Source organism: Advenella sp. EE-W14 (assembly GCF_012923605.1).
In the GTDB taxonomy this organism is placed as follows: Bacteria; Pseudomonadota; Gammaproteobacteria; order Burkholderiales; family Burkholderiaceae_B; genus Advenella; species Advenella alkanexedens.
On record NZ_JAAVNG010000021.1, the window covers coordinates 1 to 17,587 of the forward strand.

Here is a 17,587-nt window from a genome sequence, read left to right on the forward strand (position 1 = left end):
GTGCCAATTTACAACACAAACAAATAAACGAACACTCACACCGTCATCAACACACACGCTTGCCCTTCAATTCTTTGTAAGTGTTTTTTTTACACTTTCATAAGCACCTTGATTAATCACATTTGTGTATCCCATATCCAGCAATGTTTGTCTGGCAATTTCTGAACGGCGACCACTTCTGCAATATAAATTAATTGGCACATCCTTATTAGGCGCTATGGACATAATTGCCGAACCAAGATTTTGGTATTCAATATTTATCGCATCAGCCCGATGACCGCTCGCATATTCAGCTGGTGTGCGCACATCAATCCAAACAGCTGCCTGCTCTGAAGTTTGCTGCAAACCCACTTCCTCTATTTGGGCATATACATATGTTCCCGCACCAAGACTCAATAAAAAAACAGTCCCGCATATAAGGTTTTTAAATCCTGTCATCACTTGCACCTTTCTTTGTTATTTAACCAATTCGACCAGACTGCCATAACCCTCAGCTTGCATTTTCCCCAAGGGAATAAAACGCAGACTGGCACCGTTTATGCAATAACGTAACCCACCCCGGTCCTTTGGACCGTCAGGAAAAACATGCCCCAGATGAGAGTTGGCAATACGACTTCTTACCTCTATACGTTGCATGTTGTAGCTAAGGTCTTTATGCCTGGTAACTGCATTCTCATCTATTGGTTTGGTGAAACTTGGCCAGCCACAGCCCGAATCATATTTATCCCTGGAACTGAACAAAGGTTCATTACTGACAATATCCACATATATTCCCGGTTCAAACAAATTATCATAAGCATGGCTGAAAGCATACTCAGTTCCGTTTTGTTGAGTAATTCGATACTGTTCTTGGCTCAGACGATCACGCAACACTTTGTCACTTGGCTTCGTAAAGTTTTTCCAACTACCCTCTTTATTTGCTGAAATCTGTTTTTTTAACGGTATCTCCGCCTTGCTTAAGTCAATATGACAATAACCGTTGGGATTTTTTGCCAGATAATCCTGATGATATTCTTCGGCATCATAAAAATGCACTAAAGGCTGGTTTTCCACAACCAAAGTCTTGCGATATTTTTTCTGTTCCTCATCCAATGCAGTCTGAATAATGGATTTTTCAGCAGGATCGGTAAAATACACCCCGGTACGATATTGTGTTCCACGATCATTACCTTGCTTATTCAAGCTGGTAGGATCAATAACTCGAAAATAATACTCAAGAATATCGGACAAACCCAAACGGTCGGCATCGTAAGTGACTTTAACCGTTTCGGCATGACCGGCTTGCCTGAAAATGACATCTTCATAACTTGGGTTTTCTGTACGGCCGTTGGCATAACCGGAAACCGCATCAATCACACCGGGAATACGTTCAAAATAAGCCTCAACACCCCAGAAACAACCACCTGCCAGATAAATGGTTTTCTGATTCATGGTTATTGAAGCCGTATCTTTAGCTGGTTTGTAAAACGACTGAAGGACTTTTTTCAAATCAGACTTAGGGTCTTGTACTAAAACAAGTGCCTGATCCTTATGCAAACTACCTTTAACAACACGAACCAATTGTTTGTTTTTATCAAATAAAAGCCAACTGGGATAGACGGCAACACTGGCATTCTTGATTGTCTTGCCTTCAGGATCCAGGAGCACTGGAAGATTAGGGTAATTCAACCCGGCATACCACTCATTGAAATCCGCCAAGGATTTTTCCCCCAGTCTCCCGGGCGAAACAACAGAAACAAGATTAATATTTTCAAAAGCATTATCTTGCGTCCAAGCCTGGGTCGCCTCCAACTCAGACAAGCATAAGGGGCACCAACTTGCCCAAAGCTTTACCAATGTGGGACGCCCTTCCTGTATCCATTTTTTTGCCTGTTGCCCTTTTCCATCTTGCAATGTCAATAATTGCTGCAATCCAGCGGTTTCATTTGCATAAGCCTTGCCTGTACCCGCAAATAATATTGCCATCCACAATATTAAAAAACCCCATAAAAACACTCTCGCAGAATCACATTGCCTGAGTTTCATGATTGAACCCTGAAAAAATTAAAATAAGATCCTTTAAATAGGATCAACTTTCTTATCAGTCGTTCAAAAAAAACAGTCAGTTTTTTACTATTGATTGCAACTAAATGATTCCAGCTGGTGTTTATTTTTATTAATACTGACTGAACCCAGAAACGTCTTGATAAAAACCAAATACAAACCACTGCTCAACAAGGGCCAGATAACCTGGTTAACGATGCATTTATACAACATTTTTAACCATTGCAGGCAATAAAAAAGCCGCTATAAAAGCGGCTAATTTATTGAATACAAAGCGTTTTATTGGTCCCCCCGACTGGACTCGAACCAGTGACCAAAGGATTATGAGTCCCACCTAAAAAGCCGCCTGTAAACCGCATAAAATAAGGGTTTCATAGTGAGCATTGTCAAATATTATACGTGAATCCGCTATCCCAAGAGCCTTATTTTATGCGGGTCTGTCTTCTATATTGAACACGGTTTCTGGCAGGATATCCAGTACTTTTCATGCAGACAGCTTACCCTTGTTTGGCTCAACCGTATCCACCCACCGCGACTTCACATACACCTCTGTAGTGGTTATCGACTCATGCCCACATAGGATCTGAATCTGTTCCAGCGGCACCCCAGAACGCCACATGTCCGTGGCCCCTTTTCCCTTCATGTCATAAAAACCGAATGACGGTACCCCAGCCTTTTGGGTGTACCGTTGCAACATGGCTGTCAGGCCAGAATACGTATAGGGCAAATCCTTGCGAGTCCTGATAAAGGTGCTGGTGCCCGACAGGTAAACGGGCGGCTTCGGGGAGATTGATTCCAAAATTGCCTCAATCTGGGGCGTGACCAGAATATCCACCACTTTCCCACCATTGCCAAGGCGCTTGCCCTGGTCGTTCCTGATCACCTTGCGAACAGTGCCGTCAGACTCCCGTTTTTGGATGATATTGGCCGGAGTCCATTCAATGATATCTTCAGGGCGCTGCAGCGTTAGGTAAATCAAGTTCATCAAGGCAATGATATTGCGAGAAGCGATACTGGCAACCGCCTTGTACTCTTCATGCGTCACGTAACGATCACGCTTGGTTTCACGATTCCTGCGAATCCCAATACATGGGTTATCAGTAATGCCTGACTCCGACTTGGTGCGAAGCCAGGTAAAGCAGGCTGACAGTGTTGCCTTTTCCCGATTGGCACGCACTCCCCTATTCGCTTTCATGCCCATGTCCAGGTATTCGGCAACATGATGGCCTTTGATTTGATGGGCCAGCATCTTGCCAAAGTAGGACTTCAAGTAAACAACCGTTTTTTTGTAGTCCTTCAAGGTTTGGGGAGATAGTCCGCCTTTCTTCCTGTCCAGTCCAGTGCGTTCCTCACAATGCACCAGAAACACATCCAGCCAGTATGCCATCGTGCCGAACTGGCTATCGGGGTCCGAATAGAGAATCCCACGCTTTCTGGCCTCGGCAACATCCGTCCCGATGCGCTCCCACTTGCCATCCGGATGAACATAATAAAAAGCACCGTGCCGTGCATATACACGCTCTGGCAGGTTCAGCGGATTATTACGCCGTTTTCGTCCCATTTCTTTCCTTCTTGATAAGACGCAGATAGGCCTCTCGGTCAGGCTGGCCGCTACCATCATTTGCCGGCACCAATGCCGGGCGATTGATCATAGCCCGTTCAAACTCATTACGAGCCACAAGCGGACGACCATTCGGTTTTTTACGAACGATCATGCCCAGACCGGTCAGGTACCGGCATTGCGCATGCGCCTGCCTGAGTGGTGCACAAATATCATTGATTTCGACATCTGTCAGATAAGGTAAATTCATAGGTTTATCCCAATGTCTTGAAGTTGTTTCCAATATCCGGCTGATGACATTCGTCATTTCAGCCTGCACTTATTGAGCAATAGCGTTTCGTACTTCTTCTTCAGCCTTTCATAATCACTGTGTTTTACAAATTCACCTGATTTACTGAGTACGATTGCAGGGATCCCATACCCCTGCCCGGGTGCAGTGTTCACATAATGCGTGCCGAATGCATAACGCTTAACCGTTTTTGTTTTTCCCCTGGGATTGAAAAACTCAACCATTGCGCAACTCCTTCACTTTGGCCACCACATCCTTTCCGCATAAGAACAAACCGCCCAGGCGAACATTGCACAACTGCTCAACCTCATTAATGAATAGCTCAAAACGAGGATGCCTACCAATATAAGTACTCAAGCCGTATTCATGACCGAAAATATCTTTAATGATCCGTTCTACTGCTTGCTCTATGGTTTCTATCGTCATTGGTTTACCTCATTCAAAACGGGATGTCATCGGTCATGTCCTGAACATAAGCAGCGCCCTGCTGTCCAGGTTGCTGGCGCTGAACTGGACGCTGTTGTGGTGCCTGCTGCCTCTGTGATGGCTGGGCCGACTCAAAACCATTGGTGTCACGACCTCCCAACATTTGCATCTGATCAGCGACAATTTCCGTTGAGGTTTTATCCGCCCCCGTTTTTTTATCCTGGTATTTGCGGGTTTTAAGCTTTCCCTCTATATATATAGAGCTGCCCTTTTTCAGGTACTCACCGGCAATCTCAGCAAGGCGGTTATAGAACACCACACGGTGCCATTCAGTATCGTCCCGCTTTTCACCGGTGCTTTTGTCTTTCCAGCTTGATGTTGTGGCAACCGAGACACTACAAACGGCCATACCATCGGGGCTGTGGCGAACCTCAGGATCCCGGCCCAGATTCCCAATAATTTGAACCTTATTTAAACTGGCCATTTTGATTCCCTTTTACTTGCCTGATCAATTGCATCACGTACGTTTTCGTTCCGCAAGTTCACCGGTTTGTCTTTAACATTGCTGACGCACATTGACATCCTCTGATCCCCATAAAACTCGGCTGTGCGTTCCCATGACAGGCTTTTTGGCGTCCGATATTCTTTGTTTTTAGTCAGCTTCATGACTGCTGGTTTTTTTCTCATCACGCCACCTTTTTCAGAAGTTGCTCATTGGCCAATTCCCCAGCTTCCACCCAAAACACTTCAGTCTCCGGAAAGTCAGACAAATCAGGCTTGGATTTAACGGTGCCCATCACCAGTGCTGTATCCACATAATCATCGGCTGCCAAATTATCCAGGCCATCAATTAACTCGTTTTTCCCATAGATATCCAACACATCAAAGCGGTCCAGGACAACAATGCGAAGGTTTGATATGCTTGAAATGGTTAATCCAATGACAGCGTCCACCCGCCATTTTTCAGACTCGGAAAGCAGCTGATAAGGTCGGTCACCAAAAGTTAGGTTCATATCCCCGTCGAGCATAACAGGCGCCCAGTCAAATGTTTCCGCTACGCTTGATAGCATCGCATTGAATGGACCCAGTGCGTCACGCAAGATCTGTGCCGGTATGCCATCGGGCGATAATAGATCCAGTGCAACACCCCAGGCCATGGCCTGCTGGTGATATTCCTGCGCCTGTTTTGTCCGCTTTTCGGCTGATTCAGCGGCATGTGCTGCATTTTTTTCAACTTCCAGCTTTTCGCTGTAGGTACGGATATCTGCATCAATGGTTTTAATCAGCGCCTCAATAGTTTTGATTTTTTCATCAATAGCGTCTACACCTGGTAGCTGGTTGCCTGCGGTTTTCTCTAATGTTTCAGCGGCATGCTCGCAAATTGTTAAATCACGCTGGTTATTGCGAACCGCGCTTTCCATCAGATCCAGCGCGGCCTTAAGCTCGGGCAGTCGTTTTTCCGCCTCTGGGTCTCTTGCAACGCCAGCCAGCACATCCCCGTGTTGATCCTCATACCGGCCAACGGCTTGCGCGGCTTCCCGGTCAAAAGAATCATTCCCGGTGCTGCAATGCTTTACAAATCCGTTCAGGTAACGAGCCAGATCGTGTATGAGGCCTTCGCGCTTGGCTGTGCCGGCACGTAATGCGCACTCGTCATAATCCGCCTTAATGCGGTCATATTCGGAATCATCAACCGCAATCTTGGCTTTCACTCGCTCCAGCCTCGATGCATCTTTTTTCAGGGCATCAAGATTGGTTTGTGCTGCAGTTCTTATTGACCGGTCTTTTCTTGCCGCGCCCAGTGCCTGGTTATTTTCAGCCAAGGTGGCCCGCAGGGCAGACAAGGACTGCTCAAGCTCGGCAATAGAAATGTTGCCGCCATCATCAGGCCGGCTTGGCAGTTCAGCCTGCCATGTCTGTGCCTTAACTTCCCCATAGGTTTCACCAGTTACTCCGCGCCATGCACCGCGGCATTCTTTGCGCTGCGCTTCTGCATAACTGGCCGCAGCAGCAAAGCCTTGGCGAAGCATTGGCAGGACTGAATCAATCACGGTAGCGGATACATCGGCTTCGGCCAACTGTTTACTGATAGCCTCACGGTTTACCTTGGTGCCGGTCAGCTCAAACAGGAATGCGCGTTTTTCTTCCGGCTTCAGTGCGGCAAATAAATGCGGGTCCAGGCAATAAACCATGGCAGACTTAAATTCAGGGGCTGAATGAGCGCCTTTTGGCAAAACAAAACTGGCTTCATCGCTACTTGCTCCCTCAAGACCAAGAGAAGCAACACCCGCCTTGCCATTATTGTGAATCAATGACCCGTATTCTTTTTTCAGGGTAACCCGCTCGGGCTGGCCAAGCAGGGCCAGCTTAATAGCTTCCTTGATGCTGCTCTTGCCGGCACCGTTTTTGCCCATGAAGTAGGTCACTTTTTTGTCCAGAGAAACATCAGCATTGGATATGCCCAGAACGTTTTCAATATTGATATGATTGATTTTCATTCGTTACTCCACATTGACCCTGCGACGATTGCGAGTATCAACGTAATTTTTTACGGGACTCGAAGATTCAGTTGGCGATTTCTCAAGAAATGGATCATCGTCTTCATCGGAAAGAATGGACGCTTGTGCTTGGCCTTGATCTTGCAACACCTCTCCGGTTTCCTGATCGATGTTGGCCTCATTAACGGCCGCAGTTTCCCGTGGCTCGTTCACAGCTCGAATATCAACGTCCTGTGCATCAACCTCTTTCTTTGTTTTGGGTTTTGCTTGCTCTGAATTGGCCTTGCGAAGCGACTCTGTATTGACAACAATACGGCCGTCCTCGTCCTGCGTGGCGTCAATCGTGTCAATGGCTTCTTCTTGGGTCTGAAAGCCCATCGATAATTCGGGCGCATTGGTTCGTACCCAGAAAGATGCCGCACGGTACATAAACATCTGGTCTGGCATGGTTTTCCACTTTGAACCGTTCTTGCTGGACCAGCCTTCAGCCTTAACCATCTTCCATGTAACCCAGATCCCGTTAAGCCGCTCACCGCTTTCCTTCTCAACCGCCCAGGCCCGGCATCCGTATTCATCTGAATCCGGCTTGTCTTCATTCTTCCATTCATAACGAAGTGAAGAATAACGACCGCATGCGTTGACGGTGGCAATCAAGAACTTACTGGACCAGGCGGGTTGGCCATGAACCATGTAGAGATTTTGCATGACCATCATTGGATCCGCATTCATGCGCTGGGCCATATTCAAGGCGATCATGCAATTGGCAATCCCGTTATCGCCCTGGTACTGAGCTGGCACCAGGCCAGAAGATGAAAACGCCTTGGCAACACGCTGAACCAGAGCAAAGCCGTCTGTATCAAAGAAACCGGCAGTAACGGCATGGGCTGGCTTTGCGATACGTGCTTCTTGAAGTGTGGTGGTGGACATAATTAACTACCTCTATATTTGCAATTAGGGTGGGCTGGACAAAATTTCGGATTGCACAGCATGGATTTAGGGTTTGCGTAAAAAACACCGGACTGGACAATTGAGGCAGCCTGTTCAAGAAAGCCTTTGTTCTCGTCATCACCAAGCAGGATGTTTTTTGGATTGGGAATGGACCCAACACCGACTCGCTGGGCCGCTGGTGTTTTGCCCGTGTTCAGGCCAATAATTTTGGCTTCAGCGGTGATTTCTTCCCGCAGGGTTAATTCAGCCAGCATGTTGTAGACGCCCAGCTGGGCAATGTGCTGGCCGGTTTTAACGGTACCGTCAGCGGATACGGCCGTGGCGCCGGTTTTGATGTCGGCAATACCCAGTTCGCCATCTTCCGTTTGGTAAATCCGGTCAACCGAACCGGTCAGCTTGATGCCGATATCCTCAAAAGTGACGGGGTTGCAGCGGACTTCAACGGCTTTATAGTCAGTCTTGCTGCCGATCTCCACGCAGTACTTTGTATGCAGTGCCAGGGCAATGTTTTCCAATTGCTGGGGGCTTTCATCGCCCCAGTCAATTTCTTCCCCAGCACCATCATATTTTGCATACAGGGTGTTAATGACTGCTTCTGCCGCATCATCTGCTGAAATGGGACTGCCTTGCAGCTTGGCCAAGTCGTAGGTTTCTGTGCCGGCATGAATACTGGTGCCCAACCTTGCCCGGGAACTTGCCGGAGTACTCTTTTTAAGGATGTTCCGGGTATACCAGCGCTTAGGGCAGTCAAATAAATCAGCCAAGGAACTGGCGCGAATGCTAATAATGTTGTTCATAGCCACACCATCAATAAAATTATTACTACGCAACCAACCAGCATTGCGATTGCAAGTAGCCAATCAAATCCAGGCTCATTCGGTACCCAGCTGCCAGTGAGCGGTTCGTATGAGTGATCTGTTTTCTCGCAGATATCGCCTAAATCTTTGTAAGGGTTCATAAAATCAACTCCAATTGCAAGAGTGTTTGTTTGCTTGATTCATTGCCAGCAAGCAGCCGGTTATTTCTTGCCCAAGCAAGCAAGATGGCATGGAAGCTGCAATGCCTGAATCGTCTCGCCTCTTGCAAATACACGCGTGCACAATGTATATGCAGGTCACGGCCTGATTTACTCATGATTGATCTCCTGTAGCCTTTTTTATTGCCGCCCTGGCTTTCATCATTGCTGGCTCAGCTTCTGCATAACACCCGTCAAAATCGGAAACCATTTCAATCAACGCTTCCAGAAGATCTGGTGCGGTGGCAATAAGTCTGGCATCAGCCTCAGTGCAGATACCACTAAGCTTCATATATTCTTCATCACGGACTCCGATGATTAAGCTACGTGGATTGAAGATCCCAACCTGCCATAATCCAGTTGAGTGGTCTCCATCAGGAAACGGCATGTATTTCCAGGGACCCGGTGTAAATTTCACTTCCATGGCTTCACCACCATGTTTTTTACTTCCGGCCCTCTGTAAGTCAGCCAGAACTTTTTTTGTGCCTGGCTATGTGATACGGCATCCAGTGCTTTAAGCACTTTTCCATTTACCTTGATTAAATATTTACTCATATCAATCATCCATTTCAGTTTTGCCGAACGGGCAAGTTGTTTGTGTGCAATCCAGCACCGCGTACCACCAGTCACCGGTGGCGTAAGGATCACGAACCGTTTGGCAGTGGTCGCACTCTTCGCAAAGCGGCTGGTCATCTTTGGGTGTATGTTTTGGATTTCGGGTGGTTTGGCTGTAGATCGTGCGCAATGGCACTATTGGCGTGTTCCGTGGCATTTTCATCATCCTTAAAAACAGACTTTAAAAACCACAAAACCGATGCGAGAAAACACTCAGGTGAACGCACCCGCTTTTAAAGACAGGTTTGTTTCGGGTCTTACGATGCTCTGCCCTGGCAGGGGTCTAACGTCTGCCGGGCGGATGCGCTCGCTTGAATGGATTGACACATCGGTTTGTGGGTTTTAAAGAACTTATCGTTTGTCGATGAGTAAATATTAAGCTAATAGCTTTATAAAGTAAAGCATTTTGCATTATTTAATTAAGCTTTATGCTTTATAAAACAACACCCAACCCCACGCCCCAAAACCGATAGACGAAAAAAAACCGCCGGGAGGCGGTTGTTTTAGAGAATGAGTTTAATTAGTGTCGAAAATAAAACATAATCTAATAAATAAATTTACCTTTTCGGTTTAAAAATTTGTTTATTTTTTGTTTTTTGTGTATGATGTTAATCATAAACTTAACCCAACATTAATCATGTAAATAAGGTTACATATTACCCAGGAGAAATATATGGCTCTTACCGATTTTGGCAAAGCCGTGAGAAAAGCAAGAATAGAGAGCGAAGAGAATTTAAGTACCATGGCCGAAAAACTAGGTACTACTGCTGCTTTTTTAAGTGGTATGGAGACAGGTCGTAAGAAAATTTCTCAAGAATGGGTTGAGAAAATTTCCCAATTTTTTGAAAAAGCAGGTCATCCGATTGAGGATTTAGGAAAATTAGCAGCGGCAGCTAATGGAGTTACAACTTTTAATGACAGGCTATCTTTGCAGCAAAAAATGTTAGTAGCGGGTTTCGCTCAGTCCCCTTTTAGTGCAGCACAACTTAAAAGGATTGCTGAGTTATTTGATGAATTAAAGCAGGCACAACATAAGGAGAAAGAATGACTACAGCTTGCAGTAACCGATATCAGCTAAGAGGGCAAAGAGTGGAATATCTTACAGATATGCAAATTTTTAATAGTGTCGAAGCTATTCTCAAGCCACTCGGCCTAGATACACCGCTCTTTCCCGATAAAATCGAAAATTTATTTGATTTATGGGCGGAACAATTCGGCCTCACGATTGATATCGTTGAGGATGATGAGTGGCCATCGTGCACAAATGGCCACTATGATCCCTCTACTTTAACCATTCGAATACCTACTAGAATTTTAAAGCTTATTAAGTCAAAGAATGCCAAGCAAAGAAAAAAAGGGTTGAGAGTATTGTTTCATGAGCTTGGGCACTTTTGTCTAGCTCATAAAGCAGTATTGCATGATTCTTATGGTAATGATTGCAAAGAAGTGGACTCTGAAGAGCAAGCAGATTTATTTTCTGATTATATGGCTGTTTGCATTGATAACTTACGATCTAAGCAGGGGGTGCTTTTTTAAAAAAAAGACTCAAAAAAAATCTTTGAGTCTTTTCGGGAAGTGGTCAATATTGGCGTATTGAAAACTTCGAATTAGTTCTCCATCCGCTGATTCAGAAAGAGTAACTACATAGAGAAGCTATATATTATATAGCAAATTAAAGTTGATTGACAACTTTAAAATGTAAAAACGATTTCTCCTGTCGCACGTGATGGCAGTCCTTTTAAGGAGAATCGTATGACTACACGTGATGTATGCCCAAGATGTGGCAAGCCATGTGACTTAGTGTATACACCTTACATCACTAAGAAAGGCGTTCGTATCTACCCCAAAAATGCTAGATACTTCGTCTTTCCGGGGTGTCGATGTAAATAGCGCTTAATCAATAATGGAGATCTTCGGATCTCCATTATTGCGCCTACATTTTTGTGTGAAACGCATCAAGCAGATTGTTGTAACAAGCGAACTATTCCGAATCTCCTCATTTTGGAGGTTGTTATGGTACATTGTACTCTGCCGAAAGGCGTGCATGTCTCACCATACATACGGTTTCGCCGCGGCAAACTGGAGTATGTGCGTGAGCACTGCAGATCATACCCAGGCAAATAAGGTATGATTGCCACAAATAAATTGTGGGGCCGCCTACGGGCGGTTTTGTTTTTTGAAAAAATGGTCTCAGTATAGCTGTCAAGGCTTATCATAAATAAATTGAAAAACATACGTCAATGACGTATAATCATATTCATGTTTTACACCGTCTACGAAACCTCCATTTTTATAAAAACAATCGCTGATATCTGGACAGATGACGAGCGCCATGAGTTTATCAAGTGGATTGCCTGCAACCCTGAAGCGGGCGATGTCATCCCTGGCTCGGGCGGTCTGCGTAAGGTACGTTGGGGTAAACAGGGTGTTGGCAAACGTGGTGGTGTGCGAATCATTTATTTCAATACGCTGCCCACAGGCGAAATATCGTTACTGATAGCGTACACAAAAGCGAAATTCGATAATCTTTCTACCGAGTTTTTGCTTAAACTGAAAAATGAGGTGTCAAAATGAATGATAAAGAAATGAAACAGTTTGAAGACGAACTTCTTCAATCCGTGCGAGAAATGAAAGCCCGGCAGTTTGCAAGAGCCACTAAAGTTAGCGTCACTGAGGTGGCAAAAGCTCGTATTAATGCCGGGTTCTCCCAGGACTCTTTCGCTAAACTGCTGGGGGTTTCCGTGCGTACCTTGCAAGAATGGGAGCAAGGCAGACGCAACCCCAGTGGTGCCGCACAAACGCTACTGAAGATCGCTGGCCGGCACCCTGAAGTGTTGCGTGAGCTGAATGAGGTTGTTTAATGCAGTTTTAGTGGATCACAGGCTATAGTTTAAAATTGGAAGTGTAAAAATACCAATTACCATGATAATTAGTGATATACCGAGTTTTTTCTGATTTGGTGAGCTAAAAAGCCCCCATAGTCCTATGAAAATTAAGCTGAACATAAACAGCGAAATTATGTAGATTTTCATTTTATTTCCTTTCAAAAACCAACGAATCGTTGGCAAAAAAGGATAACAAACTTTTTAAAAATCTATAGTATGGCTTTTTGCCATTTTTTGGCAAATTGCTGTTTTTTTACTATTTCCTCATATTCCCCGGGGAATATGGAGCCAGTTTTGTGGTTTTTTACGCCACAGATCGCAAATTTTCATCAGGTACAGTCAAGCCTGGGCTGAAAAACAAAACTTCATTGCCTATTTTTTTCTCATGAGCCGTATAGGTAAGAGCATGTTCACGGCTGGTGCTCTGTGAGTAAATTTCACATATTTCAGGTACGTTATCGTATGAAACAACCCACTTATGATTGAGAGAGCCCAGCGTGTCTTTTATGTCGATATGATCCTGATGTTCATAAAAGTTACGATACAAGCCTTGGCCCTTAACGTAATAAGGCGGGTCCAGATAAATCAAGGAATTGTTTTCAGGCAAAAAATCCGCACAGCGCTCAAGCAATAGCTTAGCATCTTCCTGGTATACATGAATATGCGCACGATGTTGTTTTATGCGTTCAAATCTTTGAATAAGGTTGTCTTTCTTAAAGCGCTCATCCAGCTTCCAGTTCCCTGCCTGGGCCTTACCACCGATTACACCACCTTTGAGGATGCCAGAACGATTGCATCGGTTCATGAAAAATGTGGCGAAGCCTTTTTCGAGAGTATCTGTATTGCCTTCATCTTCCATGATGGCCTTGAAATGGTACCAGTTATCCATGTTGACCTCCACTGCCCTGATTTTTTCAATCAGTTCGTCAGTCATATCCACTGCTGCCCTCCAGAAGGAGGCAACAGCAGGGTCAAAATCATTGATATGGATGTCGGAAACGTAATTTTTGAATAACAGATCAAGTGCCACAGCAGCGCCGCCAGCATAAACCTCAAGATAGTGGCCGCCACGAAGCCCATTGGCCTCTATGAGAGACTCAATGAAAGGGGCAAATTTGCCTTTGCCGCCTGGATATCGAAGGGGGGTGAAGAAAGTTGGTCCCATTTGACCCACATTGTAAGTTTTTTTGTACAGCTTAGTCAAAGCCATTTTACTTCTGGTAAACCGTGTGCGTTTAAAATATCATTCATTTTAGAAATTAACTTTTCTCTGAAATCTTCGGCTTGCTCAGGAATAGTTTTTACATACTGCGTTATATATTTCTTAAAAGAAATTGGATCACTATTTGCCCATTTTTTACAATTTTTTATGGGAGTTTTCCTCTCGTCCAATATATCTGCTGGTGTAAGGCTTAAAATTCCTGCATCAGTAAATTCAGAGCGAAATTTTTCCCTAGTTTTTTTTATTATTTTAAAAAAATCATTATCTCCAGATAAATTTAAAATGAAATATATAATTCTGCGTTCAATTGCCAATTCTTTTTCATCTGGAAGAACAAGATAATTATTATTCCCTTTAATGGTAGATAAAATTTTTTCATTAATATCTGCATCAAAAACAACTATAGAATTTTTTAGCAAATAAGAATAATTTTTACATAACTTAATCATGCTTGTATAAGCTGTTCCGTTATTCTTACTATCTTCATCAAGATTTGTCGTAAAATCAAGCATATTTGTTATATTTCTTTTCGTAACAATGCGCTGAATAAGATGTTTTGCATAATCATCTTCACAAATAATATTTATCTTGTGTGATTTTATTAGATCTTCAGGTTCTTCTAATGTTAATTCTTTATAAGCAAGTTCATATGATGGATTTTTAATTATTTCATAATTATTATCATTGCCAGTATGAGCAGTGCTGATAAAATTAAAAACTATTCTATTTGTATCAACATTAATTTTATGTTCCCTATAAATATAAAGAATTAAATGTAAAGAGTGAGTAGATATAACAACTTGAACCTTATATTTACTTGCCCAGCTATACAAATATTTAAATAATCGTATTTGTGCAGTTGGATGAAGAGAGCTATCAAATTCATCAATGCAGAATATTCCACCGCCAGTTTTTTGATTTTTATCAAATGCTCTTTGAAATCCTATCATCCTATTAAAAACAGCACCTAAATTATCCTCCCCAGATGAAATTCCATTAAAATCATAAGTTGCATTATTACCGGCTGGTGCAAATGTAGTTTTTTGGTTTTTCTCTAAAACAGCAGAAAATGTATCATATACATTGCTAGGAAAAACAGATTCATAAAAATTTTTTTGTAGAATTCTTTCATCTTCATCTAAATGAAAAGCATCATCAGATATAGACTTAGCATTTGTATCAACTATTGGCAATAATCTTTTCAAGTTAAGGAATGAAGTATTGTAATTAAAATTACCATCCCCATCATTTCCTCCAGAGACAACTACTCTATGCCTATTTGTTTTTTGCGCCACAAAATAAATATTAACTTTTTCACTTAATAAATCATCTTTACCATCAACATCACAAACTATATTATATGAATAATTTTTGTTATCATATTGCGGTGAAAATCTAAAAACATTACTTAATGTAGTTTTTAACTCTCTTCCAAAAGCATCTTTTGACTCACTAGAAAACGGATGTGCAATTAACCCCATCAGTGATGTTTTCATTGTTCCATTTCTTCCAACCATAACAGTTATTTGAGACCCTAGCTCTATTGTTCTTTCTTTGAATGAGCGAAATTCATTAATATGAATACGTTTTATTGACTTTATAGGAATATCTTTATTATCCTGATAACCAAGTTCGCTTTTAGATTTTTCTTCTTGAGTCATAATTTTTCCATTAATTTTCTAACTAACCACAACTACTCACTTCCTCAAATAACTCTTCTTCCCGGAGTCACTGTAGCAATACTTCCCGCCCCTAGGCCCAGTGCAATAATTTCCTGACCTATACGAGCATCCTCCAAAAAACCTAAATACAGGTTACTCATCTAAATTTGCCGCCCAAGTTAATGCCGCACTGAGAAAATATGACTCATTACCAAAAAGACGAAGTACGTAAGGATTTACTCTATTTTCAAGGTGAAAAATAACTTTTTCTGTAGTCAAGTCAATACTGATTAACCGATCTATATTGAACGAAAATGACTTTACATCACCAGTAAAAACAACACGCTTGTTTGTAACAACCAACTCCCCAGAAGATGCAATAATTTCATTTTCAATAGTCTCACTGGTGCCACGTTGGGCACCAACACGATAATGTACGCCTTTTGCAATGCGGAAGCTTATCCCCTTACTCCCCCCTCTATAGACACGAGTTTTTTGAGTTCCCATCCAGCAAGCCCGAACCTCAACCATGGCCATTTCCGTCTTTCTTAAAATAGCTCGTGAAGGCGTGATAATTGGGCTATCTCCTTGAGAAATATTGTGAGCCATAGCCAAAACTCTGACAGTCTCAAGTTTTTCTGCAATCAAAACCTCAGGAATTTCCAGTATATTTACTGATTTTTTTATTTTTTTCTCTTCGCCAGGAGTAACCACATAATCATCAAGAATTTTTTTTAGCAGTTCATCAAATAATGATATACGCTCTTTAATATGAATAAAATCTGGCAAAGAATCACGTAATTCAATCAGTCTTGATTCTGTCGCGTTATGAAATCCTTCGTTAATAGCTTGAGAAAAACACATTTTAAAGTCATCTGCTCTCGCTTTTATTTCATTTTTTGCGGCTTTTTTCTGCGACCTACTCTCAAAATATCTTGCTATGAAATTCATGTCTCATCCTATAAATATCTGATTAAACAAATAATTATTAATCAAAGCCCCTTTGTTGCTTCAGCATTGATGATTTCAAGGCAACTTTCGGCATTACTAAATACATATTCAACTGAAACATATCCTTCAACAATATTTTCAGCAAATACTTCAAGAATGATTTCCTGTATGCCAGGAACATCTCTCAACGACCAATGCTGAGCCTTCCTTCTTATTTCTGATGAAACAGCCATAATTAATGGAATATCATCTGTGTATGGCTCAGATTTATCCAATGTTTTTGATTTTCCATATTTTTTGGTTAATGATTCTTTTAGTACTTTGTAATCTTCCTCTAAATCCCTATTGCTTGAGGTAAATTTTGTCATGCCAAAAGCTCTACAAAGCCCAGTCTCTTTTGTTGACTGAAATACATAACTATCGAACAAACTTACTGGTTTCGGAACCGAAGTTGCTGTTGTAACAAACTCATTAAGTTCTTCATATCCGATTAATGCTTTCTTTAATTCATCTTTACTCATACCTTCAGTTAAGCCAAACGGATAGTCATTAGGTTGCGTAATTGCTACCGATGAAAAAAACATGGATACAATAAAAAAAATTACACGAAACATAAAATGTTACCTAAATATTAAATTTTTAAAAACCATCAATGCTATTTAAAATCATTACCTGTTTTCAATAGAATTCAATGTAACTATATTATTTTTCATAGTGCAATAACCTTGCTGTGGCAATTCTGCCCCAAATGAATTTTTCGCATCAAAAGCGACATAAATTTCTATCAAAAAACTACCCGTTGGTTTTGCTTTACTATAAAATCCGTTCAAATCAAATGAAGATGGAAATTTAAGTGATTTTTTTATTAAATTTGCACAGTTACCTATTAAATCAAACTCATCATATGATTCAAATATCTGGTTAATGGATTTTGGTACATTTCCATTATTAATATCACTTTCAGACATCATAAAACGCTCACCATTTTTGCAATCAGCGTATATATATACTATTTCTTTTGGGATACTTTCATTATCTGATAAATTCACGTAAGACAATTGATCACAATTACTTGCCTTAACTACAAGTTCAGCTGCTTTTGGCATCAAAGCATTAATTCTTTCAATGTATGCTTTTCCCCATTTTTTATACGTTTTTGGCATATCTTTTTGAGTAATTGTAAAAAGCTCGTGCCCTTCTAGTTTTTTTTGCTCTTTCTCCTTTTCTTTTTCTTCTGCTAATCTTTTTTTCTCTATAAGAACTTCTTGTTTTTTTATTTCTTTTTCTTCAGCAATTTTTTTATTTTCTTCTTTTTTAATATTTTCTTTTTCTTTATATTCATCCGTATAAGTTAATCCAAAACCAACAAATCCGACTAACACAGAAATCAACCGGTAATCACCCCATTTTTAATAGCAGTTGGCAGTAGAATTATTTAATTTATGTTGATGTAATTTTTGCCTCGGTGTGATG

General features: G+C 42.0%; 23 protein-coding genes and 1 pseudogene. 4 read left to right on the top strand and 20 right to left on the bottom strand.

Translation table 11 applies throughout. The features are described 5' to 3' along the window. Positions 1–66: 66 nt before the first annotated feature. From HCX92_RS14585 to HCX92_RS14650, 14 genes are all read right to left on the bottom strand, one after another. On the bottom strand, positions 67–438 hold the full coding sequence (locus HCX92_RS14585) for a rhodanese-like domain-containing protein (RefSeq protein WP_169295692.1): 372 nt from the start codon (positions 436–438) through the stop codon (positions 67–69). A gap of 18 nt (positions 439–456) precedes the next feature. Beyond that, on the bottom strand, positions 457–2,025 hold the full coding sequence (msrAB, locus tag HCX92_RS14590) for a bifunctional peptide-methionine (S)-S-oxide reductase MsrA/peptide-methionine (R)-S-oxide reductase MsrB (RefSeq protein WP_169295693.1): 1,569 nt from the start codon (positions 2,023–2,025) through the stop codon (positions 457–459). A 502-nt stretch (positions 2,026–2,527) separates the two neighbouring features. Next, a complete protein-coding gene (locus HCX92_RS14595) occupies positions 2,528–3,604 on the bottom strand; it encodes a tyrosine-type recombinase/integrase (RefSeq protein WP_169295694.1) in 1,077 nt (358 codons plus the stop codon). Continuing rightward, the gene (locus HCX92_RS14600; protein WP_169295695.1) at positions 3,585–3,854 is read right to left on the bottom strand and encodes a hypothetical protein; all 270 of its coding nucleotides are present in this window, start codon (positions 3,852–3,854) and stop codon (positions 3,585–3,587) included. Before HCX92_RS14600 ends, HCX92_RS14595 begins: the two co-directional genes overlap by 20 nt. Positions 3,855–3,907: 53 nt before the next feature. Beyond that, positions 3,908–4,117: a hypothetical protein gene (locus tag HCX92_RS14605; protein WP_169295696.1), complete on the bottom strand. Its 210-nt coding sequence runs from the start codon at positions 4,115–4,117 to the stop codon at positions 3,908–3,910. Then, positions 4,110–4,319 carry a hypothetical protein gene (locus HCX92_RS14610; RefSeq protein ID WP_169295697.1) on the bottom strand — a complete coding sequence of 70 codons (210 nt, stop codon included), beginning with the start codon at positions 4,317–4,319 and terminating at the stop codon, positions 4,110–4,112. The genes HCX92_RS14605 and HCX92_RS14610 overlap by 8 nt, the downstream gene beginning before the upstream one ends. A 13-nt stretch (positions 4,320–4,332) precedes the next feature. Next, positions 4,333–4,803: a single-stranded DNA-binding protein gene (gene ssb / locus HCX92_RS14615; protein ID WP_169295698.1), complete on the bottom strand. Its 471-nt coding sequence runs from the start codon at positions 4,801–4,803 to the stop codon at positions 4,333–4,335. Between the two features lie 202 nt (positions 4,804–5,005). After that, on the bottom strand, positions 5,006–6,817 hold the full coding sequence (locus tag HCX92_RS14620) for an AAA family ATPase (RefSeq protein WP_169295699.1): 1,812 nt from the start codon (positions 6,815–6,817) through the stop codon (positions 5,006–5,008). 3 nt (positions 6,818–6,820) lie between these two features. Then, the gene (locus tag HCX92_RS14625) at positions 6,821–7,744 is read right to left on the bottom strand and encodes a hypothetical protein (RefSeq protein ID WP_169295700.1); all 924 of its coding nucleotides are present in this window, start codon (positions 7,742–7,744) and stop codon (positions 6,821–6,823) included. A gap of 2 nt (positions 7,745–7,746) precedes the next feature. Then, on the bottom strand, positions 7,747–8,562 hold the full coding sequence (locus HCX92_RS14630; protein ID WP_169295701.1) for a PD-(D/E)XK nuclease family protein: 816 nt from the start codon (positions 8,560–8,562) through the stop codon (positions 7,747–7,749). 157 nt (positions 8,563–8,719) lie between these two features. Beyond that, positions 8,720–8,899, bottom strand: a complete 180-nt coding sequence (locus HCX92_RS14635) for a hypothetical protein (protein ID WP_169295702.1) — start codon at positions 8,897–8,899, stop codon at positions 8,720–8,722. Then, positions 8,896–9,204 (bottom strand): hypothetical protein, encoded by a 309-nt coding sequence (locus HCX92_RS14640; RefSeq protein WP_169295703.1) that lies wholly within the window; start codon positions 9,202–9,204, stop codon positions 8,896–8,898. Before HCX92_RS14640 ends, HCX92_RS14635 begins: the two co-directional genes overlap by 4 nt. Continuing rightward, positions 9,195–9,335: a hypothetical protein gene (locus HCX92_RS14645; protein ID WP_169295704.1), complete on the bottom strand. Its 141-nt coding sequence runs from the start codon at positions 9,333–9,335 to the stop codon at positions 9,195–9,197. The genes HCX92_RS14640 and HCX92_RS14645 overlap by 10 nt, the downstream gene beginning before the upstream one ends. A gap of 1 nt (position 9,336) precedes the next feature. Beyond that, positions 9,337–9,552 carry a hypothetical protein gene (locus tag HCX92_RS14650; RefSeq protein ID WP_169295705.1) on the bottom strand — a complete coding sequence of 72 codons (216 nt, stop codon included), beginning with the start codon at positions 9,550–9,552 and terminating at the stop codon, positions 9,337–9,339. A gap of 516 nt (positions 9,553–10,068) precedes the next feature. On the opposite strand from HCX92_RS14650, the gene HCX92_RS14655 reads away from it, so the two are divergent. The 4 genes from HCX92_RS14655 to HCX92_RS14670 all read left to right on the top strand — a co-directional run bounded on the left by HCX92_RS14655 (position 10,069) and on the right by HCX92_RS14670 (position 12,256). Further along, positions 10,069–10,443 carry a helix-turn-helix transcriptional regulator gene (locus tag HCX92_RS14655; protein ID WP_169295706.1) on the top strand — a complete coding sequence of 125 codons (375 nt, stop codon included), beginning with the start codon at positions 10,069–10,071 and terminating at the stop codon, positions 10,441–10,443. After that, the gene (locus tag HCX92_RS14660) at positions 10,440–10,931 is read left to right on the top strand and encodes an ImmA/IrrE family metallo-endopeptidase (RefSeq protein WP_169295707.1); all 492 of its coding nucleotides are present in this window, start codon (positions 10,440–10,442) and stop codon (positions 10,929–10,931) included. The genes HCX92_RS14655 and HCX92_RS14660 overlap by 4 nt, the downstream gene beginning before the upstream one ends. Positions 10,932–11,654: 723 nt before the next feature. Continuing rightward, complete coding sequence (locus HCX92_RS14665; protein WP_169295708.1) at positions 11,655–11,969, top strand: transcriptional regulator; 315 nt, start codon at positions 11,655–11,657, stop codon at positions 11,967–11,969. Then, the gene (locus tag HCX92_RS14670; RefSeq protein ID WP_169295709.1) at positions 11,966–12,256 is read left to right on the top strand and encodes a DNA-binding transcriptional regulator; all 291 of its coding nucleotides are present in this window, start codon (positions 11,966–11,968) and stop codon (positions 12,254–12,256) included. Before HCX92_RS14665 ends, HCX92_RS14670 begins: the two co-directional genes overlap by 4 nt. A 328-nt stretch (positions 12,257–12,584) precedes the next feature. Here HCX92_RS14670 and HCX92_RS14675 read toward each other — a convergent pair whose 3' ends face one another. From HCX92_RS14675 to HCX92_RS14700, 6 genes and pseudogenes are all read right to left on the bottom strand, one after another. Continuing rightward, positions 12,585–13,490, bottom strand: a complete 906-nt coding sequence (locus HCX92_RS14675) for a DNA adenine methylase (RefSeq protein WP_248290080.1) — start codon at positions 13,488–13,490, stop codon at positions 12,585–12,587. Next, complete coding sequence (locus HCX92_RS14680) at positions 13,481–15,163, bottom strand: AAA family ATPase (RefSeq protein ID WP_169295710.1); 1,683 nt, start codon at positions 15,161–15,163, stop codon at positions 13,481–13,483. The genes HCX92_RS14675 and HCX92_RS14680 overlap by 10 nt, the downstream gene beginning before the upstream one ends. A gap of 36 nt (positions 15,164–15,199) precedes the next feature. Then, positions 15,200–15,262, bottom strand: a pseudogene (locus HCX92_RS15095) (hypothetical protein); the annotation flags it as partial. Between the two features lie 54 nt (positions 15,263–15,316). Continuing rightward, positions 15,317–16,114 carry a hypothetical protein gene (locus HCX92_RS14690; protein ID WP_169295711.1) on the bottom strand — a complete coding sequence of 266 codons (798 nt, stop codon included), beginning with the start codon at positions 16,112–16,114 and terminating at the stop codon, positions 15,317–15,319. 41 nt (positions 16,115–16,155) lie between these two features. Beyond that, a complete protein-coding gene (locus tag HCX92_RS14695) occupies positions 16,156–16,728 on the bottom strand; it encodes a hypothetical protein (protein ID WP_169295712.1) in 573 nt (190 codons plus the stop codon). A 54-nt stretch (positions 16,729–16,782) separates the two neighbouring features. Continuing rightward, positions 16,783–17,496 carry a hypothetical protein gene (locus HCX92_RS14700; RefSeq protein ID WP_169295713.1) on the bottom strand — a complete coding sequence of 238 codons (714 nt, stop codon included), beginning with the start codon at positions 17,494–17,496 and terminating at the stop codon, positions 16,783–16,785. Between the last annotated feature and the right edge of the window lie 91 nt (positions 17,497–17,587).

Excerpts from the sequence above, each read along its gene's own strand:
- HCX92_RS14585 (WP_169295692.1), bottom strand. The coding sequence starts at position 438 with ATGACAGGATTTAAAAACCTTATATGCGGGACTGTTTTTTTATTGAGT.
- msrAB (WP_169295693.1), bottom strand. The coding sequence starts at position 2,025 with ATGAAACTCAGGCAATGTGATTCTGCGAGAGTGTTTTTATGGGGTTTT.
- HCX92_RS14595 (WP_169295694.1), bottom strand. The coding sequence starts at position 3,604 with ATGGGACGAAAACGGCGTAATAATCCGCTGAACCTGCCAGAGCGTGTA.
- HCX92_RS14600 (WP_169295695.1), bottom strand. The coding sequence starts at position 3,854 with ATGAATTTACCTTATCTGACAGATGTCGAAATCAATGATATTTGTGCA.
- HCX92_RS14605 (WP_169295696.1), bottom strand. The coding sequence starts at position 4,117 with ATGGTTGAGTTTTTCAATCCCAGGGGAAAAACAAAAACGGTTAAGCGT.
- HCX92_RS14610 (WP_169295697.1), bottom strand. The coding sequence starts at position 4,319 with ATGACGATAGAAACCATAGAGCAAGCAGTAGAACGGATCATTAAAGAT.
- ssb (WP_169295698.1), bottom strand. The coding sequence starts at position 4,803 with ATGGCCAGTTTAAATAAGGTTCAAATTATTGGGAATCTGGGCCGGGAT.
- HCX92_RS14620 (WP_169295699.1), bottom strand. The coding sequence starts at position 6,817 with ATGAAAATCAATCATATCAATATTGAAAACGTTCTGGGCATATCCAAT.
- HCX92_RS14625 (WP_169295700.1), bottom strand. The coding sequence starts at position 7,744 with ATGTCCACCACCACACTTCAAGAAGCACGTATCGCAAAGCCAGCCCAT.
- HCX92_RS14630 (WP_169295701.1), bottom strand. The coding sequence starts at position 8,562 with ATGAACAACATTATTAGCATTCGCGCCAGTTCCTTGGCTGATTTATTT.
- HCX92_RS14635 (WP_169295702.1), bottom strand. The coding sequence starts at position 8,899 with ATGAGTAAATCAGGCCGTGACCTGCATATACATTGTGCACGCGTGTAT.
- HCX92_RS14640 (WP_169295703.1), bottom strand. The coding sequence starts at position 9,204 with ATGGAAGTGAAATTTACACCGGGTCCCTGGAAATACATGCCGTTTCCT.
- HCX92_RS14645 (WP_169295704.1), bottom strand. The coding sequence starts at position 9,335 with ATGAGTAAATATTTAATCAAGGTAAATGGAAAAGTGCTTAAAGCACTG.
- HCX92_RS14650 (WP_169295705.1), bottom strand. The coding sequence starts at position 9,552 with ATGCCACGGAACACGCCAATAGTGCCATTGCGCACGATCTACAGCCAA.
- HCX92_RS14655 (WP_169295706.1), top strand. The coding sequence starts at position 10,069 with ATGGCTCTTACCGATTTTGGCAAAGCCGTGAGAAAAGCAAGAATAGAG.
- HCX92_RS14660 (WP_169295707.1), top strand. The coding sequence starts at position 10,440 with ATGACTACAGCTTGCAGTAACCGATATCAGCTAAGAGGGCAAAGAGTG.
- HCX92_RS14665 (WP_169295708.1), top strand. The coding sequence starts at position 11,655 with ATGTTTTACACCGTCTACGAAACCTCCATTTTTATAAAAACAATCGCT.
- HCX92_RS14670 (WP_169295709.1), top strand. The coding sequence starts at position 11,966 with ATGAATGATAAAGAAATGAAACAGTTTGAAGACGAACTTCTTCAATCC.
- HCX92_RS14675 (WP_248290080.1), bottom strand. The coding sequence starts at position 13,490 with ATGGCTTTGACTAAGCTGTACAAAAAAACTTACAATGTGGGTCAAATG.
- HCX92_RS14680 (WP_169295710.1), bottom strand. The coding sequence starts at position 15,163 with ATGACTCAAGAAGAAAAATCTAAAAGCGAACTTGGTTATCAGGATAAT.
- HCX92_RS14690 (WP_169295711.1), bottom strand. The coding sequence starts at position 16,114 with ATGAATTTCATAGCAAGATATTTTGAGAGTAGGTCGCAGAAAAAAGCC.
- HCX92_RS14695 (WP_169295712.1), bottom strand. The coding sequence starts at position 16,728 with ATGTTTCGTGTAATTTTTTTTATTGTATCCATGTTTTTTTCATCGGTA.